The 25545-nt window shown below is 57.0% G+C and carries 26 protein-coding genes; 19 read left to right on the forward strand and 7 right to left on the reverse strand.

The genetic code is table 11. The annotated features are described in order from the left end of the window. Positions 1 to 94: 94 nt before the first annotated feature. Positions 95 to 1303 (reverse strand): multidrug efflux MFS transporter MdtH, encoded by a 1209-nt coding sequence (gene mdtH, locus ACMGGQ_RS06350; protein ID WP_063621367.1) that lies wholly within the window; start codon positions 1301 to 1303, stop codon positions 95 to 97. 236 nt (positions 1304 to 1539) lie between these two features. Between mdtH and rimJ the strand changes: the two genes are divergently transcribed. From rimJ to murJ, 4 genes are all read left to right on the forward strand, one after another. After that, positions 1540 to 2124 carry a ribosomal protein S5-alanine N-acetyltransferase gene (rimJ, locus tag ACMGGQ_RS06355; RefSeq protein ID WP_008500822.1) on the forward strand — a complete coding sequence of 195 codons (585 nt, stop codon included), beginning with the start codon at positions 1540 to 1542 and terminating at the stop codon, positions 2122 to 2124. A 9-nt stretch (positions 2125 to 2133) separates the two neighbouring features. Beyond that, positions 2134 to 2784, forward strand: coding sequence for a YceH family protein (locus ACMGGQ_RS06360; RefSeq protein WP_343665775.1), 651 nt, complete (start codon positions 2134 to 2136; stop codon positions 2782 to 2784). A gap of 2 nt (positions 2785 to 2786) precedes the next feature. After that, complete coding sequence (locus ACMGGQ_RS06365; RefSeq protein ID WP_104948877.1) at positions 2787 to 3710, forward strand: Gfo/Idh/MocA family protein; 924 nt, start codon at positions 2787 to 2789, stop codon at positions 3708 to 3710. Between the two features lie 129 nt (positions 3711 to 3839). Next, positions 3840 to 5375: a murein biosynthesis integral membrane protein MurJ gene (murJ, locus tag ACMGGQ_RS06370; RefSeq protein WP_048975864.1), complete on the forward strand. Its 1536-nt coding sequence runs from the start codon at positions 3840 to 3842 to the stop codon at positions 5373 to 5375. 59 nt (positions 5376 to 5434) lie between these two features. Here murJ and flgN read toward each other — a convergent pair whose 3' ends face one another. The 3 genes from flgN to flgA all read right to left on the reverse strand — a co-directional run bounded on the left by flgN (position 5435) and on the right by flgA (position 6911). Further along, a complete protein-coding gene (flgN, locus tag ACMGGQ_RS06375; RefSeq protein ID WP_008500818.1) occupies positions 5435 to 5860 on the reverse strand; it encodes a flagella biosynthesis chaperone FlgN in 426 nt (141 codons plus the stop codon). A 4-nt stretch (positions 5861 to 5864) separates the two neighbouring features. Continuing rightward, entirely contained in the window at positions 5865 to 6158 is a 294-nt protein-coding gene (flgM, locus tag ACMGGQ_RS06380; RefSeq protein ID WP_008500817.1) for a flagellar biosynthesis anti-sigma factor FlgM, read from the reverse strand. A 93-nt stretch (positions 6159 to 6251) separates the two neighbouring features. Then, positions 6252 to 6911 (reverse strand): flagellar basal body P-ring formation chaperone FlgA, encoded by a 660-nt coding sequence (gene flgA, locus ACMGGQ_RS06385; RefSeq protein WP_023327100.1) that lies wholly within the window; start codon positions 6909 to 6911, stop codon positions 6252 to 6254. 157 nt (positions 6912 to 7068) lie between these two features. Here flgA and flgB point away from each other — a divergent pair, with 157 nt between their 5' ends. The 11 genes from flgB (at position 7069) to flgL (ending at position 16964) form a co-directional block, all read left to right on the forward strand. Beyond that, the gene (gene flgB / locus ACMGGQ_RS06390; RefSeq protein ID WP_088728400.1) at positions 7069 to 7500 is read left to right on the forward strand and encodes a flagellar basal body rod protein FlgB; all 432 of its coding nucleotides are present in this window, start codon (positions 7069 to 7071) and stop codon (positions 7498 to 7500) included. Further along, the gene (gene flgC / locus ACMGGQ_RS06395) at positions 7488 to 7892 is read left to right on the forward strand and encodes a flagellar basal body rod protein FlgC (protein WP_008500814.1); all 405 of its coding nucleotides are present in this window, start codon (positions 7488 to 7490) and stop codon (positions 7890 to 7892) included. The genes flgB and flgC overlap by 13 nt, the downstream gene beginning before the upstream one ends. An 11-nt stretch (positions 7893 to 7903) precedes the next feature. After that, a complete protein-coding gene (flgD, locus tag ACMGGQ_RS06400) occupies positions 7904 to 8614 on the forward strand; it encodes a flagellar hook assembly protein FlgD (RefSeq protein WP_032650840.1) in 711 nt (236 codons plus the stop codon). A 26-nt stretch (positions 8615 to 8640) separates the two neighbouring features. After that, entirely contained in the window at positions 8641 to 9891 is a 1251-nt protein-coding gene (gene flgE / locus ACMGGQ_RS06405) for a flagellar hook protein FlgE (protein WP_032650841.1), read from the forward strand. Positions 9892 to 9911: 20 nt separating this feature from the next. Beyond that, positions 9912 to 10667, forward strand: coding sequence for a flagellar basal body rod protein FlgF (locus ACMGGQ_RS06410; protein ID WP_008500811.1), 756 nt, complete (start codon positions 9912 to 9914; stop codon positions 10665 to 10667). Between the two features lie 11 nt (positions 10668 to 10678). Next, complete coding sequence (gene flgG / locus ACMGGQ_RS06415) at positions 10679 to 11461, forward strand: flagellar basal-body rod protein FlgG (RefSeq protein ID WP_008500810.1); 783 nt, start codon at positions 10679 to 10681, stop codon at positions 11459 to 11461. 57 nt (positions 11462 to 11518) lie between these two features. Further along, complete coding sequence (flgH, locus tag ACMGGQ_RS06420) at positions 11519 to 12217, forward strand: flagellar basal body L-ring protein FlgH (RefSeq protein WP_008500809.1); 699 nt, start codon at positions 11519 to 11521, stop codon at positions 12215 to 12217. 12 nt (positions 12218 to 12229) lie between these two features. Next, on the forward strand, positions 12230 to 13327 hold the full coding sequence (locus ACMGGQ_RS06425) for a flagellar basal body P-ring protein FlgI (RefSeq protein ID WP_029740346.1): 1098 nt from the start codon (positions 12230 to 12232) through the stop codon (positions 13325 to 13327). Continuing rightward, positions 13327 to 14280, forward strand: a complete 954-nt coding sequence (flgJ, locus tag ACMGGQ_RS06430) for a flagellar assembly peptidoglycan hydrolase FlgJ (protein WP_021240767.1) — start codon at positions 13327 to 13329, stop codon at positions 14278 to 14280. The genes ACMGGQ_RS06425 and flgJ overlap by 1 nt, the downstream gene beginning before the upstream one ends. A gap of 75 nt (positions 14281 to 14355) precedes the next feature. After that, positions 14356 to 15996, forward strand: coding sequence for a flagellar hook-associated protein FlgK (gene flgK / locus ACMGGQ_RS06435; protein WP_045910192.1), 1641 nt, complete (start codon positions 14356 to 14358; stop codon positions 15994 to 15996). Positions 15997 to 16010: 14 nt separating this feature from the next. Beyond that, entirely contained in the window at positions 16011 to 16964 is a 954-nt protein-coding gene (gene flgL / locus ACMGGQ_RS06440) for a flagellar hook-associated protein FlgL (RefSeq protein WP_048027417.1), read from the forward strand. Between the two features lie 75 nt (positions 16965 to 17039). Here the strand turns inward: flgL and ACMGGQ_RS06445 are convergent, their stop codons facing one another. Next, positions 17040 to 18254, reverse strand: a complete 1215-nt coding sequence (locus ACMGGQ_RS06445; protein WP_048027422.1) for an MFS transporter — start codon at positions 18252 to 18254, stop codon at positions 17040 to 17042. Positions 18255 to 18399: 145 nt separating this feature from the next. Between ACMGGQ_RS06445 and ACMGGQ_RS06450 the strand changes: the two genes are divergently transcribed. Further along, positions 18400 to 19302: a LysR family transcriptional regulator gene (locus tag ACMGGQ_RS06450; protein WP_420289729.1), complete on the forward strand. Its 903-nt coding sequence runs from the start codon at positions 18400 to 18402 to the stop codon at positions 19300 to 19302. 48 nt (positions 19303 to 19350) lie between these two features. On the opposite strand, the gene rne is transcribed toward ACMGGQ_RS06450, so the two are convergent. Beyond that, entirely contained in the window at positions 19351 to 22470 is a 3120-nt protein-coding gene (gene rne / locus ACMGGQ_RS06455; RefSeq protein WP_420289730.1) for a ribonuclease E, read from the reverse strand. Between the two features lie 572 nt (positions 22471 to 23042). Here rne and rluC point away from each other — a divergent pair. Further along, complete coding sequence (rluC, locus tag ACMGGQ_RS06460) at positions 23043 to 23990, forward strand: 23S rRNA pseudouridine(955/2504/2580) synthase RluC (RefSeq protein ID WP_021240761.1); 948 nt, start codon at positions 23043 to 23045, stop codon at positions 23988 to 23990. Between the two features lie 76 nt (positions 23991 to 24066). Here rluC and ACMGGQ_RS06465 read toward each other — a convergent pair whose 3' ends face one another. Beyond that, positions 24067 to 24651 carry a Maf family protein gene (locus ACMGGQ_RS06465; protein ID WP_196364753.1) on the reverse strand — a complete coding sequence of 195 codons (585 nt, stop codon included), beginning with the start codon at positions 24649 to 24651 and terminating at the stop codon, positions 24067 to 24069. A 140-nt stretch (positions 24652 to 24791) separates the two neighbouring features. On the opposite strand from ACMGGQ_RS06465, the gene yceD reads away from it, so the two are divergent. Next, positions 24792 to 25313, forward strand: a complete 522-nt coding sequence (gene yceD / locus ACMGGQ_RS06470) for a 23S rRNA accumulation protein YceD (RefSeq protein ID WP_014883375.1) — start codon at positions 24792 to 24794, stop codon at positions 25311 to 25313. 16 nt (positions 25314 to 25329) lie between these two features. Then, complete coding sequence (gene rpmF / locus ACMGGQ_RS06475; protein ID WP_003857964.1) at positions 25330 to 25503, forward strand: 50S ribosomal protein L32; 174 nt, start codon at positions 25330 to 25332, stop codon at positions 25501 to 25503. The last annotated feature ends 42 nt before the right edge of the window (positions 25504 to 25545 follow it).

A 25545-nucleotide genomic window follows, 5' to 3' on the forward strand; every position in this document is an offset into this window, starting at 1 on the left:
CAGCCGTATGTTCCCCTCACCCTAACCCTCTCCCCAAAGGGGCGAGGGGATTGTTCCCTGCCCACATTAATCCGTGGGGATACCTCAGGAAAGGCTACGCGCCCGGCTCGAGCATGCCGCTCGCGCTGCGTTTCTGGCTGAACTGCCACCACAGGGCGAGTAGCGTCATAAAGCCCACCGCGCCAAGCATCATCCACGGGAGTTCAGGTTGATTTAACGCTTTGCCGGCATCAAACAACCAGCCGCCCCCGGCGTAACCTAATGCCCCGCCGAGTGCCAGCCCCAGGCGGCTGAACCCCATATAGCTGCCGCGCGCACGCGCATCCGCAAGCGAGGCGCTCAGCGTTTCGCGGGCAGGCTCGGCGATGATCGAGCCAATATAGAATGTGCAAATCAGCGTAAACAGCTGCTGGAGCGTGTTCACCAGGCCGATCGGCATCATGCTCAGCGTCATCAGGAACAGTCCGGCCATCAGACGATGTTCCAGACGAAAACGTCGCTCGCTCCAGCGGGCAATCGGATAGAGCAGCGTTAACGACAGGCAGGCTTCGATGGCGTACATCCATTTCACCGCCGCAGGGGTACCTGCAATGTCGTTAACCATGATCGGCAGCATCAGCATGACCTGCACGGCCAGCATGTAATATCCCGTCAGGGTCAACACATAGGTGACAAAGCGCTTGTCATGCAGGACGCGACCAAGCCCTTCCCGGACCGGCGCTTTCACCGTCGACAGTTTCCACGCCGGCAGGAACAGGCCATTAAACAGCGCGCACAGAATAAAGAGTACCGCGCCAGCCGCACAGACCAGACGGAAGTCATACTGCAGCAGCCAGCTTCCCAGCAGGGCGCCGACAACCGCCCCGGCACTGTCCTGCATCATGAGAATCGAGAAGAAGCGGCCGCGGTGCTGCGGGCGAATCAGCTTTACCACCAGCGCGGTGCGGGGCGGATCGAACAGCGTGCCCCCGATACCGGAGAGGAAACAGGAGAACCAGAGCAGCCACGGCTCCTGAGCGACCGCCATCGTGGCAAACCCTGCCGCGCGCAGCAGCATACCGGTTACGATCATCGGTTTAGCACCAAAGCGGTCGGCGATGGCCCCGCCAAAGACGCCCAGGCCCTGCTGGACAAACTGGCGTAGCCCCAGGGCAATGCCGACCATGAGTGCCGCCCAGCCCATTTGATCGACAAAGCGGATCGAAATAAGCGGAAAAACGACAAAAAAGCCGAGCACGACCAGCATGTTATCGACGAGCAGGAAATATTTACCCAGGCTCCTGGCCTGTGATACGCGGGACATTTTCCCTCCAGGGAAAATAAGATGGTGAGCACGCTAACATTCTGCGGTGTCGCCGCGTTTTTTCCCACCCCTGAACGCGACAATATTTTTTTATCAAAAGGGTGCTTTGATAGAGAGTTCTCATCGAAAAGTGTGAAAAGAGGTGAAAATGGTATGTCACTGTTTTCACAGACGGCGCAGGCGCAGGTATAGTAAAGCTAATGGGTAAGCTGAAGTGACGGGAAGGAGTGGTATCGATGTTTGGCTATCGCAGTAATGTGCCAAAAGTGCGTCTGACAACGGACAGGCTGGTCGTTCGTCTGGTGCATGAGCGTGATGCCTGGCGTCTGGCGGATTATTACGCCGAGAATCGCCAGTTTTTAAAACCCTGGGAACCCGTTCGGGATGAGAGCCATTGTTACCCTTCCGGCTGGCAGGCGCGCCTCAGCATGATTACGGAATTTCACAAGCAGGGCAGCGCGTTTTATTTCGCGCTGCTGGATCCTGAAGAGAAAGAGATTATCGGGATCGCCAATTTTTCAAACGTGGTGCGGGGATCGTTTCACGCCTGCTACCTTGGCTACTCTATCGGCCAGAAGTGGCAGGGACAGGGGCTGATGTACGAGGCGCTGACGGTAGCGATCCGCTATATGCAACGCACGCAGCACATCCATCGCATTATGGCGAACTATATGCCGCATAACCAGCGCAGCGGAAATCTGCTGGCGCGTTTAGGGTTCGAGAAAGAGGGTTACGCCAAAGATTATCTGCTGATAGACGGAGAGTGGCGCGACCACGTTCTGACGGCATTAACCACCCGGGACTGGACTGCAGGTCGTTAAGGAGAAAAGATGAAGTATCAGCTAAACGGTACAGAAGCGCGCGTGATTGGGTGCTTACTCGAAAAACAGGTCACCACGCCGGAGCAGTATCCGCTCTCCGTCAACGCCGTGACCATGGCCTGCAACCAGAAAACCAACCGCGAGCCGGTGATGAACCTCAGCGAACATGACGTTCAGGAGGTGCTGGACGCCCTGGTAAAACGCCACTATCTGCGCACCGTCAGCGGATTCGGCAACCGTGTGACCAAATACGAACAGCGCTTTTGTAACTCCGAATTTGGCGACCTGAAGCTGAGCAGTGCGGAAGTGGCGGTCATCACCACGCTGTTGCTGCGCGGGGCGCAGACGCCGGGGGAACTGCGCACCCGCGCTTCCCGCATGCACGAGTTCAGCGACATGCAGGAGGTCGAGCAGACCCTGGAAGGGCTGGCTTCTCGCGAAGACGGCCCATACGTGGTGCGTCTGGCGCGCGAGCCGGGCAAGCGTGAAAGCCGCTATATGCATCTGTTCAGCGGTGACGTTGATATTTCAGTGAAATCCAGCGCAACCGATATGAATGCTGGAGATGACGATTTGGTTGCCCGCGTAGAGGCGCTGGAAGACGAGGTCGCCGGGTTGAAACAGCGTCTGGATGCCTTGCTGGCACATTTGGGAGACTGACGGTGAAAAAATTACGCGTAGGCGTGGTGGGGCTGGGCGGTATCGCACAAAAAGCCTGGCTGCCTGTTTTAGGTGCGGCGACGGACTGGACCCTGCAAGGGGCATGGTCACCCACCCGAGAAAAGGCAGAACGTATCTGCGAAACCTGGCGCATGCCGTATGCTGCCTCATTGCAGGATCTGGCCCGCGAGTGCGATGCGGTCTTTGTCCATACCTCAACGGCAACCCATTATCAGGTGGTGAGCGAACTGCTCAATTTGGGGGTTCACGTCTGCGTGGACAAACCGCTGGCTGAAAATGTTCAGGATGCCGAGCGGCTGATTGAACTGGCTGCGCGTAAAAAACTGACGCTGATGGTCGGTTTCAACCGCCGCTTCGCACCGCTTTACCAGAAGCTCAAGGCACAGTCGGGCACGCTTTCCTCGCTGCGGATGGATAAACACCGCACAGACAGCATCGGGCCTAACGATCTGCGCTTCACGCTGCTGGATGACTATCTGCACGTTGTGGATACGGCGCTGTGGCTCGCCAGCGGTAATGCGCAGCTGCAAAGTGGCACGCTACTGACGAACGAGCAGGGTGAAATGGTCTACGCCGAACATCATTTCTCGATTGACCATCTGCAGGTAACCACCAGCATGCATCGTCGTGCGGGCAGCCAGCGAGAATGCGTCCAGGCCGTCACCGACGGCGCGTTGTACGACATAACCGACATGCGTGAATGGCGGGAGGAGAAGGGCAGCGGCGTGGTGACGCTACCTGCCCCTGGCTGGCAGAGCACGCTTGAACAGCGCGGTTTTGCCGGCTGTGCCCGTCACTTCATCTCCTGCGTGCAAAATCAGACGGTTCCTGAAACGTCCGGCGAGCAGGCCATCATGGCGCAGCGCGTTGTGGAAAGGCTCTGGCGCGAGGCCATGAGTGAATAACTCGCTGTAACATCTGCGGATAGTAATTCGTTGAAATCCGGGTAGACTAAGCGCCGCTTGTAGGCTTTGCCGGGTGGCGCTTACGCTTGCCCGTCCTGGAAATCCGTATGGTTCTGGAAATTCACGTTAATGAACTTATTAAAATCGCTGGCGGCCGTCAGCTCGATGACCATGTTTTCCCGCGTGCTGGGTTTTGCGCGCGACGCCATTGTGGCAAGGGTATTTGGTGCAGGGATGGCCACGGACGCCTTTTTCGTCGCGTTCAAATTACCGAACCTGCTGCGTCGTATTTTTGCGGAAGGGGCGTTTTCTCAGGCATTCGTCCCCATCTTGGCGGAATATAAAAGCAAGCAGGGCGAGGACGCAACGCGCGTCTTTGTGTCTTATGTCTCCGGCCTGCTGACGCTGGCGCTGGCGGTGGTGACCGTCCTCGGGATGCTGGCCGCGCCCTGGGTGATTATGGTGACCGCGCCCGGCTTTGCCGATACGGCCGACAAGTTTGCCCTGACCTCGCAGCTTTTGCGCATCACCTTCCCTTATATTCTGCTGATCTCGCTGGCCTCGCTGGTGGGGGCGATCCTCAACACCTGGAACCGCTTTTCTGTTCCTGCGTTTGCGCCGACGTTCCTTAACGTTAGCATGATCGGCTTTGCCCTGTTCGCTGCGCCGCACTTCAACCCGCCGGTACTGGCGCTGGCCTGGGCGGTCACCGTGGGCGGCGTGCTGCAGCTGGCGTATCAGCTGCCGCATCTGAAAAAAATCGGCATGCTGGTGCTGCCGCGCATCAACCTCAAAGATGCCGGGGCGATGCGCGTCATCAAGCAGATGGGGCCCGCCATTCTCGGCGTCTCCGTCAGCCAGATCTCGCTGATTATCAACACCATCTTTGCCTCGTTCCTGGTGTCCGGCTCGGTTTCCTGGATGTACTATGCCGACCGCCTGATGGAGTTCCCGTCCGGGGTGCTGGGCGTGGCGCTGGGGACCATCCTGCTGCCGTCGCTGTCGAAAAGCTTTGCCAGCGGTAATCATGATGAGTATTGCCGCCTGATGGACTGGGGCCTGCGTCTCTGCTTCCTGCTGGCCCTGCCAAGCGCTGTGGCGCTGGGTATTCTGGCCAAACCGCTGACGGTGTCGCTCTTCCAGTACGGGAAGTTCACCGCCTTCGATGCCGCCATGACCCAGCGCGCGCTGATTGCCTACTCCGTGGGACTGATGGGGCTGATCGTGGTGAAAGTGCTGGCGCCGGGCTTTTATTCGCGTCAGGACATCAAAACGCCGGTAAAAATTGCCATCGTGACGCTGATTATGACGCAGCTGATGAACCTGGCGTTTATTGGTCCGCTGAAGCATGCAGGCCTGTCATTATCGATTGGTCTGGCGGCCTGTCTGAATGCCGGGCTGCTGTACTGGCAGCTGCGCAAGCAGGATATTTTCACGCCGCAGCCGGGCTGGGGGAGTTTCCTGGCGCGCCTGATCGTTGCGGTACTGGTGATGTCTGCCGCGCTGCTCGGCATGATGTACGTGATGCCGGAATGGTCCCTGGGTACCATGCCTTATCGTCTGATGCGGCTGATGGCCGTAGTAGGCGTCGGGGTGGTGGCGTACTTTGCCACGCTCGCGGTGCTGGGTTTCAAAGTCAAAGAGTTTGCCCGCCGGACGGCATAAACGCCAAAAGGGGAGTTCACCTTAGGGTGCTCCCCACTGCATAATTTGTCGCTTAAGCGTCAAATCGAAATCTTTTTCACACCCGCAATACGTGCAGTTGCTGTCTGACCATCCGCACCATACAGTCCGGTTTCTTTATGCGGTTTCAACACCTCAAGCGCCTGCTGATTACGCTCAATCTGACCTTCCAGTAGCCAGCCGTTATGCTGGTTAAGATCGCGCAGGTGCTGGGTTTTTTCGGTAATGGTCTGCCAGCGCTCAATAATATCGTCATTGGCGCTGCGCTTAGGATCCTGCTCAGCGCGTCGCTGCTGCTCCAGATAATCCAGCGTTGCCAGAAGCGAACTTTTGTCTTCAGTAATACGCTGCAGCGCGCTGCCGTTGATGTGACCGGAAGAGAGATGCTGCTGTTCAGCGTCCATTACCGTTTTCAGGTCGTTCAGGACAACCGTCATTTGATCCAGTATTTCTGACAGTCGACTCATACGGTTAGTTACTCTGTAAGAAACTCTGTGCTTCCTGAATCAGGGCGTCAGCGATTTTGCTGGTGTCCATTTTCAGCTCACCGTTACGAATAGCTGTTTTCAGCGCTTCAACACGTTCCATATTGATATCGTTGCTGCCCGGCTGCATCAGTTTTGCCTGCGCGTCGCTCAGGGTCACGCTGGTGCTGTTGGACGTTGACGGTTTTTCCAGACGCGTTTTCTGCGCCGTAGCGTCATTCGTTTCGCGAGGTTGTACAGCGCTTACCGGCTTCAGGGCTGATGTACGATCAATGCTCATAGTGTTGTCCTCATCGAGGGTTCGCGGCGTTTGCGCCTGACATCATCATTAGTGGAATATTTATCGGCACGCGCCGCGAAATCTTTAAAAAGATTATAGGTTAATCAGAATATTCCCATCAGCATCGACGGTTCCGCTCACCACCTGGCCTGAGGACATTCTGACGCGGGCGTTTTGCGCCACCGCGGCATTGTTCAACGCTTTCCCTTCACTGTTGATGCTAAAGCCATCTCCGTTGGCCACCACCATCACCTGTTGGCCTGCTTTTACCCGCCATGCTTGACGCAGCATGGAGATCTGTATCGGCTGGCCTGGCGCGACGTCGCGCAGGCTGACGGCGTCCTGTGCCTGGTTAATATCCAGCATGGTGCGTGGCGGCAGCTGATCCAGACGGCCGCGCTTCAGCGTCACGCTGTTTGTCTGCAGCACGCTGCCGCGCGCAATGGGTACGGCAGCGACAACATAATTGCCCGTCGCCTGAACGGCAACCTGTAAATAGCGTTTTTCGTTGGCGCAGCGTGCCAGCACGTTCACATTCCCCCAAAGCTTTGTGAACCCTACCACGCTGAAGGACGGCTGGTCACACGTCGGGTACAGATTCGGTGGCGTGCGCACGGTAACGGTCACGTCATCGCTAAAGCCTGCCAGTTTTTCAGCAAAAAAAGCCGTTAGCCGATCCTGTAACCCTTCAGCCTGCGCCAGAGGGCTTAACAGCAAGAGAGCCGCCACCAGACCACGTTTTAACGTTTGCATCGCAAGTTCCACCGTTTCCAGAGTTGAACGAATTCTACCTGCAGTGGTTTTGCATCAACGGAATAAATAGCGACGCATTTTGCGCTTATTCCGTCGATAGGGGAGACCGGGTGAGATTTAAGCTGTGAACTGAAATTTTGCCATCAGCGGAGGAGACATGCTCGATAAACTCGACGCCGCGTTACGTTTTCAGCAGGAAGCGCTCAACTTACGCGCCCAGCGGCAGGAGATTTTAGCCGCCAATATCGCTAACGCCGATACCCCGGGGTATCAGGCGCGCGATATTGATTTTTCCAGTGAACTCAAAAAGGTGATGGAGCGTGGACGTGCCGAAGGAACGGGTGTTGCACTTGCCATGACATCCTCTCGCCATATTCCTGCTCAGGCGATGACCGCGCCAGCGACTGATTTACTTTATCGCATTCCCGATCAGCCCTCACTCGACGGTAACACCGTGGATATGGACCGGGAGCGTACCCAGTTTGCCGACAACAGCCTGAAATACCAGACGGGCCTGACCGTACTCGGCGGACAAATCAAAGGCATGATGAACGTCCTGCAGGGGGGAACTGATAGATGGCCTTGCTGAATATTTTTGATATCGCCGGTTCGGCGTTAACCGCACAGTCCAAACGCCTGAACGTGGCCGCCAGTAACCTGGCGAACGCCGACAGCGTCACCGGACCCGACGGCCAGCCCTATCGTGCCAAACAGGTTGTCTTTCAGGTCGATGCTGCGCCAGGCGCGGCGACGGGCGGCGTGAAGGTCTCTGATGTGGTAGAGAGCCAGGCGCCGGACAGGCTGGTGTATGAGCCGGGTAACCCGCTTGCGGATGCCAGCGGATATGTGAAGATGCCAAACGTGGATGTGGTGGGTGAGATGGTGAACTCCATGTCGGCTTCCCGTAGCTACCAGGCCAACGTCGAAGTGCTTAATACCGTGAAGAGCATGATGCTCAAAACACTCACTCTCGGCCAATAAAGGAGACATGCATGTCCATCGCCGTAAATGTGAATGATCCTACGAACTCGGGTGTTAACAACACAAAGAGTACGACAGGTTCTAACTCCCTGACGGGGAGTAACGCCGCCGACCTTCAGGGCAGCTTTCTGACGCTGCTGGTGGCGCAGCTTAAGAACCAGGATCCCACCAACCCAATGCAGAACAACGAACTGACCACGCAGCTTGCGCAGATCAGTACCGTGAGCGGCATTGAGAAACTGAACACCACCCTCGGTTCCGTCTCTGGGCAGATTAACAGCGCCCAGTCTCTGCAGGCGGCAAGCCTGATTGGCCACGGGGTGATGATCCCGGGAACCACGATTCTGGCAGGCACCAGCACCACCGACGGCAATACCACCACGACGACCACGCCGTTTGGCGTTGAGCTCCAGCAGCCAGCTGAGAAGGTGACGGCAACGATCACGGATGCCAATAACGTGGTGGTTCGCACCATTGATATCGGCGAGCTGAAGGCGGGCGTTCACACCTTTACCTGGGATGGCAGCCTGACCGACGGCACCAAAGCACCAAACGGATCCTACAAAGTGGCAATCAGCGCCAGCAACGGGACGACCCAGCTGGTAGCGCAGCCGCTGCAGTTCGCGCTGGTCCAGGGCGTGATTAAAGGAAGCGACGGCAACAAACTGGATTTGGGAACCTCTGGTTCCACCACACTCGACGAAGTTCGGCAGATTATCTAAGCCTTAACACTTATCAGGAGTAAGTCATGGCCTTTTCTCAAGCGGTCAGCGGCCTGAATGCTGCGGCCACCAACCTGGACGTCATTGGCAACAACATCGCCAACTCCGCGACCTATGGTTTTAAATCCGGTTCTGCTTCCTTTGCAGACATGTTTGCCGGTTCCAAAGTCGGCCTGGGCGTGAAAGTTGCGGGCATCACTCAGGACTTTAGCGACGGCACCACCACCAACACCGGTCGTGGTCTGGACGTTGCCATCAGCCAGAACGGTTTCTTCCGTATGGTCGACTCCAACGGTTCCGTGTTCTATAGCCGTAACGGCCAGTTCAAGCTGGATGAAAACCGTACGCTGGTGAACATGCAGGGCATGCAGTTGACGGGCTACCCGGTAGCGGGAACGCCGCCTACCGTTCAGACCGGTGCGAACCCTCAGGCAATTACCATCCCGAATACCCTGATGGCGGCGAAATCGACCACCACCGCGACGCAGCAGATCAACCTGAACTCAACCGATCCTGTTCAAACCGCTCCTTTCGATGCGACTAACCCGGATACCTACAACAAAAAAGGGACCGTGACCGTATTCGACAGCCAGGGTAACGCCCATAACATGTACGTCTACTACGTTAAGACGGCTGACAATAAATGGGATCTTTACACTCAGGACGGCAGCGTAGCGGGTTCTGCTGCGACGAAAGCGGCGCAGATGAACTTTGATGCGAACGGTAACCTGGCGGGTGTGTATAACTACGACGCGGCGGGTGTGCTGAGCGCAGCGCCAAACGCCACGCCGGCCATTAACATCACCACGGGCTCCGTCAGCGGTGCAACGGCGGCGACTTTCTCCCTGAGCTTCCAGAACTCCATGCAGCAGAACACCGGCGCGAACAGCGTGGTGGCTACCAATCAGAACGGCTACAAGCCAGGCGATCTGGTGAGCTACCAGATCAACGACGATGGCACCGTGGTGGGAAGCTACTCTAACGAACAGTCTCAGGTTCTGGGTCAGATCGTGCTGGCAAACTTCGCCAACAACGAAGGTCTGAAATCGGAAGGCGACAACGTCTGGTCTGCCACCCAGTCCTCTGGCGTGGCGCTTCTGGGTACCGCAGGCACCGGTAACTTTGGCAAGCTGACCAACGGCGCGCTGGAAGCTTCCAACGTGGATATGAGTAAAGAACTGGTGAACATGATCGTCGCGCAGCGTAACTATCAGTCGAACGCGCAGACCATCAAAACCCAGGACCAGATCCTCAACACGCTGGTTAACCTGCGTTAAGCGGCTAACAGGAAAGCGCAATGGATCACGCAATATATACCGCGATGGGCGCGGCAAGTCAGACGCTCAATCAGCAGGCCGTTACCGCCAGCAACCTGGCAAACGCCTCAACGCCGGGTTTTCGCGCGCAGCTTAATGCGCTGCGCGCGGTGCCGGTAGAAGGGCTTTCCCTGCCGACCCGAACGCTGGTGACCGCATCGACCCCAGGCGCCGATATGACGCCAGGGCAGATGGATTACACCTCACGCCCGCTGGACGTGGCTCTGCAGCAGGACGGCTGGCTGGCGGTGCAAACGGCGGACGGCAGTGAAGGCTATACCCGTAACGGGAACATCCAGGTGAGCGCGACGGGCCAGCTGACGATTCAGGGGCATCCGGTGATGGGGGAAGCGGGTCCGCTGACCGTACCGGAAGGCTCTGAGCTGACTATCGCTGCGGACGGCACCATTTCGGCGCTCAACCCGGGCGACCCGGCCAATACCGTTGCGCCCGTCGGTCGTCTGAAGCTGGTCAAAGCGGAAGGCAAAGAGGTGCAGCGTGGCGACGACGGCATGTTCCGTCTGACCCAGGCGGCACAGGCGACGCGGGGTGCCACCTTACAGGCCGACCCGAGCATCCGCGTGATGTCCGGCGTCCTGGAAGGCAGTAACGTCAAGCCGGTCGAAGCCATGACCGACATGATCGCCAGCGCCCGCCGCTTTGAAATGCAGATGAAGATCATCAGCAGCGTGGATGAAAACGCGGGCAAGGCTAACCAACTTCTGGCTATGAGCTAACAGGATTCCTTATGATCAGTTCTTTATGGATCGCGAAAACTGGCCTGGACGCCCAGCAAACCAATATGGACGTGATTGCCAACAACCTGGCAAACGTCAGCACCAATGGTTTCAAGCGTCAGCGCGCCGTTTTCGAAGATTTGCTTTATCAAACCATCCGCCAGCCGGGGGCGCAGTCTTCTGAACAGACGACGCTGCCATCGGGTCTGCAGATCGGTACCGGTGTTCGTCCGGTGGCCACCGAGCGTCTGCACAGTCAGGGCAACCTGTCTCAGACCAATAACAGCAAAGATGTGGCGATCAAAGGCCAGGGCTTCTTCCAGGTGCAACTGCCTGACGGGACTTCTGCCTACACCCGCGACGGCTCGTTCCAGGTCGATCAGAACGGCCAGCTGGTGACGGCGGGCGGTTTCCAGGTACAGCCTGCGATTACCATCCCGGCGAACGCCCTGAGCATCACCATCGGTCGTGACGGTGTGGTCAGCGTAACCCAGCAGGGGCAGGCCGCGCCGGTTCAGGTTGGGCAGCTTAACCTGACCACCTTCATGAACGATACCGGTCTGGAAAGCATTGGTGAGAACCTCTACACCGAGACGCAATCCTCCGGTACGCCAAATGAAAGTACCCCGGGCCTGAACGGCGCGGGCCTGCTGTATCAGGGCTATGTTGAAACCTCCAACGTGAACGTGGCGGAAGAGCTGGTGAATATGATCCAGGTCCAGCGCGCGTATGAAATTAACAGTAAAGCAGTGTCGACGACCGACCAGATGCTGCAGAAACTGACGCAACTCTAAGGTGTAGCCCGGTGCGGTAAACGCCGCGCCGGCTCCCTGTTTTCGAAGATGAAGGCAATGCAAAAAAACGCGGCGTTTCGTTATCCGATACTGACTGTTCTGGCCGTCACCCTCAGCGGGTGTGCCTGGATCCCGTCTAAACCTTTGGTCCAGGGTGCGACGACTGCCCAACCCGTTCCTGGCCCTGCGCCAGTGGTAAACGGCTCCATTTTCCAGACCGCGCAGCCGATTAATTACGGCTATCAGCCGCTGTTTGAAGATCGCCGCCCGCGTAACGTCGGCGATACATTGACCATTGTGCTGCAGGAAAACGTCAGCGCGAGCAAGAGCTCGTCGGCGAACGCCAGCCGCGATGGCAAAACGAATTTTGGCTTCGACACCGTGCCACGCTACCTGCAGGGACTGTTCGGCAACGCGCGTGCTGATGTCGATGCCTCTGGCGGCAACACCTTTAACGGTAAAGGCGGCGCGAATGCCAGCAACACCTTCAGCGGTACGCTGACGGTGACGGTTGACCAGGTACTGGTTAACGGCAACCTACATGTTGTGGGTGAAAAACAGATCGCCATCAACCAGGGCACTGAATTCATTCGCTTCTCGGGCGTGGTTAACCCTCGCACCATCAGCGGCACCAACACCGTTCCGTCCACTCAGGTGGCGGATGCACGCATTGAGTACGTCGGGAACGGCTATATCAATGAAGCGCAAAATATGGGTTGGCTGCAGCGCTTCTTCCTTAATTTATCGCCGATGTAAGCGAGGTGACCCATGTTTAAATCGATCTTCGCCGTGGCGCTCGCGCTGGTGGCTACCTTTGCCCAGGCTGACCGTATTCGCGATCTCACCAGCGTCCAGGGCGTGCGTGAAAACTCGCTGATTGGCTATGGTCTGGTGGTGGGGCTGGACGGTACCGGTGACCAGACGACCCAGACTCCCTTTACCACCCAAAGCCTTAACAACATGCTTTCCCAGCTCGGCATTACCGTGCCAGCGGGAACTAATATGCAGCTGAAAAACGTGGCGGCAGTAATGGTCACCGCGTCCTACCCGGCGTTTGCGCGTCAGGGACAAACCATTGACGTGGTGGTCTCCTCAATGGGTAACGCCAAAAGCCTGCGTGGCGGTACGCTGCTGATGACCCCGCTGAAAGGCGTCGACAGCCAGGTTTATGCGCTGGCGCAGGGGAACATTCTGGTCGGCGGTGCGGGAGCATCCGCAGGCGGAAGCAGCGTGCAGGTGAACCAGCTTAACGGTGGACGGATAACCAACGGGGCGATCATTGAGCGTGAACTGCCGACCCAGTTTGGCGCGGGCAACACCATCAACCTGCAGCTCAATAATGAAGACTTCACGATGGCGCAGCAGATTGCCGATACCATCAACCGCAGCCGCGGCTACGGTAATGCAACGGCACTCGATGCGCGCACCGTGCAGATCCGCACCTCCACCGGCAGCAGCAACCAGGTGCGCATGCTGGCCGATATCCAGAATATGGAAGTGAACGTTCCGGTCCAGGATGCGAAGGTGATCATCAACTCCCGTACCGGCTCGGTGGTCATGAACCGGGAAGTGTCGCTCGACAGTTGCGCCGTGGCGCAGGGGAACCTCTCCGTGACGGTAAACCGCTCCGCGAACGTGAGCCAGCCGAATACGCCATTTGGTGGCGGTCAGACGGTGGTGACGCCGCAAACGCAGATTGATATGCGCCAGAGCGGCGGGTCACTGCAAAGCGTGCGCTCCAGCGCCAACCTGAACAGCGTGGTGCGTGCCCTGAATGCCCTGGGGGCAACGCCGATGGATCTGATGTCCATCCTGCAATCGATGCAAAGTGCGGGCTGCCTGCGCGCCAAACTGGAAATCATCTAATGCTGACCGATAGCAAACTGTTGACCAGTGCAGCCTGGGATGCCCAGTCGCTCAACGAACTGAAAACCAAAGCAGGAAAAGACCCGGCGGCGAATATCCGCCCGGTCGCCCGCCAGGTGGAAGGGATGTTTGTACAGATGATGCTGAAAAGCATGCGCGAAACCCTGCCGAAAGACGGGATGTTCAGCAGTGATTCAACGCGTCTCTACACCAGCATGTATGACCAGCAGATTGCGCAGCAGATGACCGCCGGGAAAGGCCTCGGTCTGGCTGACATGATTGTCAAGCAGACCGAAGCCGCGCAGGGCATTCAGCCTCAGGATCAGCCGCAGCAGGTACCGATGAAGTTCGACCTGGAAACGGTGACCAGCTATCAGAACCAGGCTCTGACGCAAATGGTGCGTAAAGCCATGCCGAAAGCCACGGGCAGCGGCGATGAGCCGCTCTCCGGTGACAGCAAAGACTTCCTGGCGCAGCTTTCTCTGCCTGCGCGCCTTGCCAGCGAACAGAGCGGCGTGCCGCATCACCTGATTCTGGCGCAGGCCGCGCTGGAGTCGGGCTGGGGTCAGCGCCAGATCCGCAAGGAAAACGGCGAGCCGAGCTTCAACATCTTCGGCGTGAAAGCTACCTCCAGCTGGAAGGGGCCAACCACGGAGATCACGACCACCGAATACGAGAACGGTGCGGCGGTGAAGGTGAAAGCCAAATTCCGCGTCTACAGCTCGTATCTGGAAGCCTTGTCCGATTATGTTGGCCTGCTGAGCCGAAATCCGCGCTATACCGCCGTGACGCAGGCGGCGACGGCGGAGCAGGGCGCTCAGGCGCTGCAAAACGCGGGCTACGCGACCGACCCGAACTATGCGCGTAAGCTCACCAGCATGATCCAGCAGCTGAAATCAATGGGCGAGAAGGTCAGCAAAGCCTATAGCACAGATATTGAAAATCTGTTCTGAAAGTTCTCAAGTCCCGGTGGAGGTTGCCGATAACCTTCATCAGGACTCGTGTCTGAACGTATAAAAGGAACCCCCATGTCCAGTTTGATTAACAGCGCCATGAGTGGCCTCAGTGCTGCGCAGTCGGCACTCAATACCGTCAGTAATAATATTTCAAGCTATAACGTGGCAGGCTATACCCGCCAGACCACGGTGCTGGGCGCATCTAACAGCACGCTGACCGGCGGTGGCTGGGTGGGTAACGGGGTGTATGTCTCCGGTGTCCAGCGTGAGTATGACGCCTTCATCACCAACCAGCTGCGCGCCGCGCAGACGCAGAGCAGCGGCCTGACGACGCGCTACCAGCAGATGTCAAAAATCGACGACGTGCTCTCCGATACCACCAACTCGCTCTCCACCACGCTGCAGGACTTCTTCAAGAGTCTGCAAACGCTGGTGAGCAACGCGGAAGACCCGGCGGCACGTCAGACGGTGCTGGGTAAAGCGGGCGGTCTGGTCAATCAGTTTAAAACCAACGATCAGTATCTTCGCGACCAGGATACGCAGGTGAATACCGCGATTAGCACCAGCGTTTCTCAGATCAACAACTATGCCAAACAGATTGCCAATCTGAACGATCAGATTTCCCGTCTGACCGGCGTCGGCGCGGGCGCATCGCCTAACGATCTGCTTGATCAGCGCGATCAGCTCGTCAATGAGCTGAACAAAATCGTCGGCGTGGAAGTCTCTGTCCAGGATAGCGGCACGTTTAACATCTCTTTCGGCAACGGTTACAGCCTGGTACAGGGCAGCAAAGCCAACCAGCTGGCTGCCGTGAAGTCGAGTGCCGATCCGGCCCGTACTACCGTGGCCTATGTCGATGATGTGGCCGGGAACGTCGAGATCCCGGAAAAAATGATCACCACCGGTTCATTAGGCGGTTTACTGACTTTCCGTACGGAAGATCTGGATAAAGCCCGTAATACCCTGAACCAGATGGCGCTGGCCTTTGCCGATTCGATGAACACGCAGCATGAAGCCGGTTTTGACGCTAACGGTGATGCGGGCGGTAAGCTGTTCAACTTTGGTTCTCCGGCGGTGCTGTCCAACAGCAAGAACGGCGGATCGGCGGTTGTTACGGCCTCTGTGACGGACAGCAAACAGGTCCAGGCGACAGACTATAAGCTGCAGTTCAACGGTACTGACTGGACGATCACCCGTACATCAGACAAAACCAGCTTTACGATGAGCCCGGATGCCAGCGGCAATCTGTCGTTTGATGGCCTTAACGTCAACGTGAGCGGCACGGCAAATACCAAAGACAGCTTTACCGTGAAGCCGGTTTCCGACGTCATCATGAACATGGATCTGGCGATCAGCGACGAGTCCAAACTGGCGATGGCGTCAGTGCAGAACGGCGGCGAAAGTGATAACCGTAACGGCCAGAAACTGCTCGATCTGCAAAACGCGAAAGTCGTGGGGGGCAACAAAACCTTCAACGATGCGTATGCCTCTCTCGTCAGTACCGTGGGTAGCTCAACGGCGTCACTGAAGGTGAGCAGCCAGACGAAAGCTAACGTAGAGACGCAGTTAATCAAGCAGCAGCAGACCATCTCTGGGGTAAACCTCGACGAAGAGTATGGCAATTTGCAGCGTTATCAGCAGTATTACCTGGCGAACGCCCAGGTTCTCCAGACTGCCAGTACGCTCTTCGATGCAATTATCAACATTCGTTAAGGTTGAGGTGAACAATGCGTATTAGCACCCAGATGATGTATGAGCAGAACATGCGTGGGATCACCGATTCCCAGAGCAGATGGCTGAGCTACGGTGAGCAGATGTCCACCGGCAAGCGCGTCAACCGTCCGTCGGACGATCCTATCGCCGCGTCGCAGGCCATCGTTCTGTCACAATCGCAGTCGCAAAACAGCCAGTTCGCGCTTGCGCGTACCTTCGCCACGCAAAAAGTCTCGCTGGAAGATAACGTGTTAACTCAGGTGAACACCGCGATCTCAAGCGTGCGCGAGAAGCTCGTTTACGCATCCAACGGCACATTAAGCGATGACGACCGTCTTTCTCTGGCGACCGATATTCAGGGGATCCGCGATCAGCTTATGAACCTGGCTAACACAACGGATGGTAATGGTCGCTTTATCTTTGCGGGATACAAAACCGAGAGCGCACCGTTTGATGCTGCGACCGGGGATTATAACGGCGGCGCTGAGGCTATCACGCAGCAGGTTGATACGGCGCGTAATATGGCCATTAGCCATACCGGACAGCAAATTTTCGAAAGCATTACCAGTAATGCGGAACAGCTGCCGGGCGGTGGATATGGCGAGACGAACATGTTCAAAATCCTGGATTCTGCGATTGCGTCGCTGAAGACGCCGATTGAGAACGATCCGGCTGCCGCAACGGCGCAAAGCCAGGTGATTGCCAATGCGCAAATCGGCATCAAAAACGCCCAGAACAATATTCTGACGGTCGTTGCGGATGTGGGCACCAAGATGAACGAGCTGGAAAAACTCGATACGCTGGGCGATGACCGCGCGCTGGGTCAGACCAAGCAGATGAGCGACCTGGTTGATGTCGACTGGAACGAAGCGATTTCCTCTTACACCATGCAGCAGGCGGCCTTGCAGGCGTCTTATAAAGCGTTTAGCGATATGCAGGGCATGTCTCTGTTCCAGCTGAACAAATAACATCTTGACCTCTTGGAACATGTCTTGAAACTGGGCATGTTTTACTGCCCAATCCGTCTGGATTGGGCATTTTTTTTATGCGGCTTCCGCCGGTACGGAGGCGACACGCGCGCTTTCTATCAGACGGATGACCAGCGCAATGACGCCACAGACGGTGGCCAGTGCGACCACACCCGTCCAGCCAGCCAGCGAGTAGATATTGCTGCCTAACGCGGACCCCAGCGCCATCCCGATAAAGACCACCGTAAAGAGCAGGGCGTTGAGACGACCACGCGCCTGCGGTTCAAGGCTGTACACCAGGTTCTGGTGGGCGACCAGGCTGGACTGCAGGCCCAGGTCGAACCCGACGGCAGAGATGGCGATCAGCATCAGCTGTCCATGAACGCCCAATGCGGGCATCAGGAACATCAGGGCGAAAGAGACGGTCACAAGGACGGCACCAAGCTGCGTGACTTTTCCGGCCCCCAGTTTGTCCGCCAGCCCCCCCGCCAGCGGGGCGGCTAACGCACCCGCGGCACCGGCAATACCAAAACCACCTGCGACGGCACTACCCAGGTGATAGCGTTCCAGCAGCATGACCGCAAGCGTTGACCAGAAGGCGCTAAAGGCAATCGACAGGAAGCCCTGAGCCAGCGCCGCGCGGCGCAGCGCCGGATAGCGACGCCACAGGTGCTCCATCGAACGCATCAGCGCGGGGTAGCTCAGCGTGGAGTGAATGGCAAAACGGGGAAGCACAAACCACATCATCACCCCGATGAACGCGATGCTCGCCGCCGCCAACTGGTACATGACGCGCCAGCCGAACGCTTCGCCCACCACGCCGCTTACGGTTCTGGATAATAAGATACCCATCAGCAGGCCGGTCATTACCGTGCCCACGGTTTTCCCCTGTTTACCTTCCGGTGCGAGAATGGCCGCGGCGGGGACGATATCCTGCGCCATGGTGGCGGCCATGCCGATGAGCAGGCTTGCCAGCAGAAGAGAATGGATCTGCCCGGTCAGGCTACAGCCGAGAAGAAACAGTGCCAGCGCCGCGCTTTTGATCAGAATTAACGTCCTGCGGTCGTGGCGATCGCCCAGAGGAAGCAGGAACAGGATGCCGAGCGCGTAGCCTGCCTGCGTTAATGTTGGCACCAGGCCCATACCTTCAATGCTCAGATGCAGGTCAGCACCCATCAGCGGCAGCAGGGGCTGCGCGTAATAGATTGATGCCACGCTGAAGCCAGCCCCCAGAGCCAGCATAAAAATCACCCAGCGGCTTACAGCATGGGGAGTTGTTGTTGTGTTCATAAGTTGTTCCTCATTCGTCGTGTGCGGCTATTTTTTATCAGTACGCCTTGCGACGGTAGCGGGCCCGGTGGTAAAACGCTTATACGTTAAACGTATAACTGAAAATGCGATGAAAAGAGCTGAGCGTATAGACAGGGTAGAGCTAATGCGGACGTTTGTGCGCATTGTCGAGGCGGGTTCGCTTTCTGCGGCGGCACGGCAGCTGGCGACAACCCAGGCCACGGTAAGCCGACGGTTGCAGTCGCTTGAAACCATGCTGGGTGTGCGCCTGATGTTGCGCACCACCCACACGACGCGGCTAACGGATGACGGCGAGCGCTGCTATCAGCACGCCCGTCGGGTGATCGACAGCTGGCTGGCGCTGGAAGATGAGGTGGGGCAGACGGAAGATGAGCCGGTAGGCGTGCTGCGGGTGCGCGCTCCCCACGCGTTTGGTCAGGACCAGCTTCTGAAACCTGTAACCGAATTTTTGCAACGCTATCCCCAGCTTTCGATTGAGTGGATGCTCAACGATCGGTCGGCAGATTTTCTCGGTGACAATCTTGACTGCGCTATTCGGGTGGGTGTGGAGGTCGATCCGGCGACCGTATCCGTGCTGCTGGCGGAAGTGCCTCGCTCGGTGGTGGCCGCACCAGCGCTGCTGGCCCGCTTCCCGGCGGTGAATACGCCGGAGGATTTGCAGCAGTTTCCCTGGATAGCCATCAGCTCTTTCTACCAGCGCCACGTGGAGCTATTTCACGATGCTTCGCCCGCCACCGCGCGGATTGCTATTACGCCACGCCTCAGCACCGACAGCCTGTACGTTGCACGCAATACGGCACTGACCGGGCTCGGTGTGGCGGTCGTATCAAGCTGGACGGTACAGGATGATATTCGGGAAGGGCGGCTGGTGCATTTGTTGCCGGAGTGGCAGCCAGCGGCGCTACCGGTGCATCTGGTCTATCCCTGGTCCCGTTATTATCCGGCACGCTTGCGGCGTTTTCTTGAGCTGATGCGGCAGGTCATGCCGGAGGTGACCGGAATGAGGAAGCCCGTTCAGCACCCATAAAAAAAGCCGACCCTAAGGTCGGCTTTTTACTTTCAGCGTTGTTTGTCGTTATTCGACAGACTGTGGACGCGTCGCGGGTGCAGTCGCCTGATGCGTTGCACTGTGGCCGCCTGCAGCGCCTTTACCGTCGAAGCTGAATGCCGGGCGAACCCAGTCGCTGTGACGCGGTGCTTCTGGCACGTAATCCGGCGCCGGAGCGCGGGTCATCGGTGCTGTCGCCACGTGGGCAGCGGCTGGCGCAGAGACAACCGGCTCAGGTTTCACTTCAGGCGCTTTCGGTTCTTCAACAACCGGTTCAACCTCAATCTCAACATCCTGAACGATTTCTTCAGTGGTCGTTTCGACGATGGCTTCAGCGGTGTCTTCCACGGCGGCTACAGGTTCAGCTTCTTCAGCGATTTCCTCAGCCACCACGACATCTTCTTCAGCAATAAGCTGCGGTGCGGCATCAACCGGCGCGGCAATCACTTCTGGATGCGTGGTTTCGACCTCAGCTGCCTGAGGTGCTTCCGCTTCAACAACCTGAGGTTCAACCACGGTTGCCGCTTCAGTCACAACGTCTTCTACCGCTGCCGCAGGTGCAATGATCTCTTCCGCAACTGGCTGTTCTTCAACAACCTGCTCCTGACGTGCTACCGGGTAGCGGATCCAGACTTTGCCGGAAGCCATTTCTGGCGAAGCACAGGCAATGGTCAGCGGCATTGGCGACTGAGTCGGGTAACGCTCGTCACGATAGCGGCGACGGCGCTGACCGCTGACGCGCAGATGACGTGGGGAACGACGTGAACGGCGCGGCATGCCGGCGTTATCACGGTTTTCACCGTTTTCATCCTGCTCAACGTTGTTATCAACGACCGCTGGCAGGTCAACTTTTGCCAGCTGCGTGCCGGTTGCGCTCTCGCGGGTTTCAACCGCGACGATTGCTGACTCTTCGGTTGCTTCGGAGGCGAAGCGGACTTTCTGAGCAAGCTGGCGCTGCTTACGACGCGGCATGACCTGAGTACGTTCTTCCTGCTCGCCGTCCTGCTGTTCAACAGGCTCTTCGCGGTTCAGGTTTTTGACTTCCTGCTGTGCCTGACGCTTCTCGTCGTTACGGCGACGGTTGCGTTCACGGCGCGGCTGCTGGTCGTCACGCTGTTTGCTCTTCTCAGACTCATCGCCCGCCTGCTGGCGAATTTCACGATCTTCAACATTCTGCTGCTGTTTCTCGCGACGGTTGCGGCGGTTGTCTTCGCGTTGCTCACGGCCTTCATTGTTTTCAGAGCGGTTTTCACGGTTGTCACGACGCTCGCTGCGGTCATTACGATCGCTACGGTCATTACGGTCGCGGCGGTTGTTCTGACGCTTACGGCGGTCCTGCTGACGTTCTGGCTTGGCCGCTTTTGGCTCTTCTTTCGGCTGCTCTGGCTGAACTTCCTCACCGGCAAACATCTTCTTCAGCGCGCCGAAGAAGCGGCTCAGCAGACCCGGCTGCACCGGCTGGGCTTTCGCTGCCGTTGCTTCTGGTTTCTGCGCCGCAGGTTTGGCCGCTGGTTTTTCCAGGGCTGCTTCCGGTGGGGCTTCTGGCATGATGAAGGTGGCTAACGCAGGCTGCTCTGGCAGTTTACGCTCTGCTGGCTCTTCATCTGAAGGCAGGGCCATCTCTTCTTCGTGCAGCTTCGGCAGCAGGTAGCTGAGCGTTGACGTCTCTTCACCTTTACGGACACGCAGCACGTGATAGTGCGGGGTTTCCATCTGATCGTTTGGCACGATGATGCAGCGAACGCCACCCTGACGCGCTTCAATCGCACTGACCGCTGCACGTTTTTCGTTCAGCAGGTAAGAGGCAATTGGCACAGGAACAATTGCGTGAACCTCTTTGGTATTCTCTTTCAGCGCTTCTTCTTCAATCAGACGCAGAATCGAGAGGGACAGCGATTCGTTATCACGCACGGTACCGGTGCCGGAGCAGCGTGGGCAGACGTGATGGCTGGACTCACCCAGCGACGGGCTCAGACGCTGGCGGGACATTTCCAGCAGGCCAAAGCGTGAGATATGGCTAATCTGGATACGCGCACGATCCTGACGCACCGCTTCGCGCAGACGGTTTTCTACCGCACGCTGGTGGCGAACAGGGGTCATGTCGATGAAGTCGATAACAATCAGACCACCCAGGTCGCGCAGGCGGAGCTGGCGGGCGATTTCATCAGCGGCTTCAAGGTTGGTGTTGAAGGCGGTCTCTTCGATATCGCCACCGCGCGTTGCGCGAGCGGAGTTGATGTCGATAGCGGTCAGCGCTTCAGTGGTATCGATAACGATAGAACCGCCGGATGGCAGGCGCACTTCACGCTGGAAGGCGGATTCAATCTGGGATTCGATCTGATAGTGGCTGAACAGCGGGATTTCACCGGTGTACAGTTTAATTTTGCTGGTGAAATCCGGACGACCCAGCGCGGCGATGTGCTGGCGCGCCAGCTCAAGCACTTTCGGGTTATCGATCAGAATCTCACCGATGTCCTGACGCAGGTAGTCACGGAAGGCACGCACGATCACGTTGCTTTCCTGGTGGATCAGGAACGGAGCAGGGCGGCTTTCCGCTGCTTTCTGGATGGCTTCCCAGTGCTTCAGACGGAAGCTCAGGTCCCACTGCAGCGCTTCGGCGGATTTGCCGACGCCCGCGGTACGCACGATAAGCCCCATGCCATCAGGCAGTTCAAGGCTTGCCAGCGCTTCTTTCAGTTCGGTACGGTCATCACCTTCGATACGGCGAGAGATGCCACCCGCACGCGGGTTGTTAGGCATCAGCACCAGATAGCTCCCTGCCAGGCTGATAAAGGTAGTCAGTGCGGCACCTTTGTTGCCACGCTCTTCTTTATCAATCTGAACGATAACTTCCTGACCTTCACGCAGAACATCTTTGATGTTTGGTCGGCCATGGGCGTTGTAGTTTGCAGGGAAATATTCGCGGGCGATTTCTTTCAGAGGGAGGAAACCATGACGCTCAGCACCGTAATCGACAAATGCAGCTTCAAGGCTTGGTTCAATGCGGGTGATTTTACCTTTGTAAATGTTCGCTTTTTTCTGTTCGTGTCCAGGACTTTCGATATCCAGATCGTACAGGCGCTGCCCATCCACAAGGGCGACACGCAACTCTTCTTGCTGAGTTGCGTTGATTAACATTCTTTTCATCGTAACTTACTCGTTATTCTTACATTGACGACAAAGCTGCGGGCAAGGTGACGCTTTCCGGGGTATGAACCGATGGCCTCGTGTCTGTTCACGTCGCCAACCTCACGGTTGTCGCTCGCTTAAGAGGCGCAGAGTGTCGGTTGCCTGTATTTCATACGGAAACACAGCGCAATTATCAGGGGAATTGCCTGGGTAGAACTCTCCAGAGAACAATCCTTATACCGGGAAGTACTGCAACCCGCAGCCCGCTAACTGCCTGAAAGATCAATACGTCTTACGCCATTGCTGCGTGGATGATCGGTCAGACAAAATTGGTCATTCCGTCAACATCCTTACTTAACCAGGATTTAACACGGAAAACAGCCTCATTATTCCACTGCTCGCCGGGTTATAGCAAGATGACTTTTACCAATTATCACCCGGTTACTCACAGTTTCTTCACTTCAGAATGGCGATTGGTTTAATAACCACCAAATCGGTTGCGCGAAACGGGGGACAGGCCGGATAAAAGTAAATATAAGCATAGAAAAATGAGTGGCGCTAATGGCTGTCGATATTTAGAATCGCCAACCATGAAAACAGAGACTCCAGCCGTAAAAATGGTTGCCATCGCCGAAGATGAAGCGGGGCAACGTATCGATAACTTTTTGCGTACCCAGCTGAAAGGGGTGCCAAAGAGCATGATTTATCGCATCCTGCGTAAGGGCGAGGTGCGGGTTAACAAAAAACGCGTGAAGCCTGAGTATAAGCTCGAAGCCGGTGACGAAGTCCGTATTCCGCCGGTGCGCGTGGCAGAGCGTGAAGAAGAGACCGTTTCACCAAAGCTGCAGAAAGTGGCGGCCCTGAGCGATGTCATCCTTTACGAAGACGACCATATTCTGGTGTTGAATAAACCGTCAGGAACGGCAGTCCATGGCGGTAGCGGTCTGAGCTTCGGCGTGATTGAAGGGCTGCGTGCCCTGCGTCCGGAAGCGCGCTTCCTTGAGCTGGTGCACCGTCTTGACCGCGACACTTCAGGCGTCCTGCTGGTGGCGAAAAAGCGTTCCGCGCTGCGTTCGCTGCATGAACAGCTGCGTGAAAAAGGGATGCAGAAAGACTATCTGGCGCTGGTGCGCGGTCAGTGGCAGTCCCATGTAAAAGTGGTGCAGGCGCCGCTGCTGAAGAACATTCTGCAAAGCGGTGAGCGTATTGTCCGCGTGAGCCAGGAAGGGAAACCGTCTGAGACGCGCTTTAAGGTTGAAGAGCGCTATGAGTTTGCCACGCTGGTGCGCTGCAGTCCGGTGACCGGTCGTACCCACCAGATCCGCGTGCATACGCAGTTTGCAGGGCACCCCATCGCCTTTGATGACCGCTATGGCGACCGCGAGTTTGATAAGCAGTTGGCGGGGACGGGACTGTCGCGTCTGTTCCTGCATGCGGCAGCGCTGAAGTTTACCCATCCGAATACCGGTGAAGTGATCCGTATTGAAGCGCCGCTGGATGAGCAGTTGAAACGCTGTCTTAAGGTTTTGCGCGGCTGATTTTGCCCGGCGGCGCTGCGCTTGCACGGGCCTACGGTTTTGTAGGCCGGGTAAGCGCAGCGCCACCCGGCGAAGGTCACATCGTCAGCGGATTACACTCTTCTCGCCGTAACATCTGACACAAGGCAATCAGCGGTAACCCCACCAGGGTGTTGGGATCGCGACCGTCCAGCTTGTCGAACAGCGCAATCCCCAATCCTTCACTTTTAAAGCTCCCCGCGCAGTTCAGCGGTCGCTCACGGCGCACATAATCCATAATCTCTTGCTCGCTGAGATGACGGAAGTGTACGTCGAACGGCTCACACTCGGTTTGCAGATGGCCTGACGCGGAGTTATAGAGGGCCAGGCCCGTATAGAAGGTCACGATAGTACCGCGCGCACGCAGAAGCTGCTGGCAGGCATTTTCCTCAGTATGGGGCTTGCCGGTGATTTCGCCGTCCAGCACGCAAACCTGATCGGAGCCTATAATCAAATGCGAAGGATAGCGTGTGGCCAGCGATTGCGCCTTCTCCTTAGCAAGACGCGTCACCAGATGGCGCGGTGACTCGCCCGGCTGTGGCGTCTCATCCACCTCTGGCGCGGCGCATTCAAACGGGATCCCGAGCTTTTCCAGCAGCATTCGGCGGTAGGGAGACGTGGAAGCAAGGACGAGATTTGGCATATTTTTATCACCAGATATAGCGTATCGATGCCAGCCATTTTAAACTACAGGCCGCAATGTGTGCGAATAATTGGCAAAAGGCAGCTCTGGTTGCCTTTTTCTTTGACTCTATGACGTTACAAAGTTAATATGCGCGCCCTATGCAAAAGGTAAAATTACCCCTGACTCTTGATCCGGTTCGTACGGCTCAAAAACGCCTCGATTACGAAGGTATCTATACTTCCGATCAGGCTGAACGTATTGCCGAATCCGTAGTCAGTGTGGACAGTGATGTAGAATGCTCCATGTCGTTCGCTATCGACAACCAGCGTCTCGCCGTTTTAACCGGTGATGCAAAGGTGACGGTAACGCTCGAGTGTCAGCGTTGCGGGAAACCGTTTGTACAGCATGTTCACACAACGTATTGTTTCAGTCCGGTTCGTTCTGACGAACAGGCTGAAGCACTCCCGGAAGCGTATGAGCCGATTGAGGTTAACGAATTCGGTGAAATCGATCTTCTGGCTCTGGTTGAAGATGAAATCATCCTCACCTTGCCAGTGGTTCCGGTGCATGATTCTGAACACTGTGAAGTGTCCGAGGCGGACATGGTCTTTGGGGAACTGCCTGATGAAGCGCAAAAACCAAACCCATTTGCCGTATTAGCCAGCTTAAAGCGTAAGTAATTGAGGAGTAAGGTCCATGGCCGTACAACAGAATAAACCAACCCGTTCCAAACGTGGCATGCGTCGTTCCCATGACGCGCTGACTGCAGTTACCAGCCTGTCTGTAGACAAGACTTCTGGTGAGAAACACCTGCGTCACCACATCACCGCTGACGGTTTCTACCGCGGCCGCAAGGTTATCACTAAGTAATCACGCGTCAGCGTGATTAGGCTTAGTGAGGAGCTCCCCGTG

The organism is Enterobacter sp. BNK-13 (assembly GCF_048685015.1).
GTDB lineage: Bacteria > Pseudomonadota > Gammaproteobacteria > Enterobacterales > Enterobacteriaceae > Enterobacter > Enterobacter quasiroggenkampii.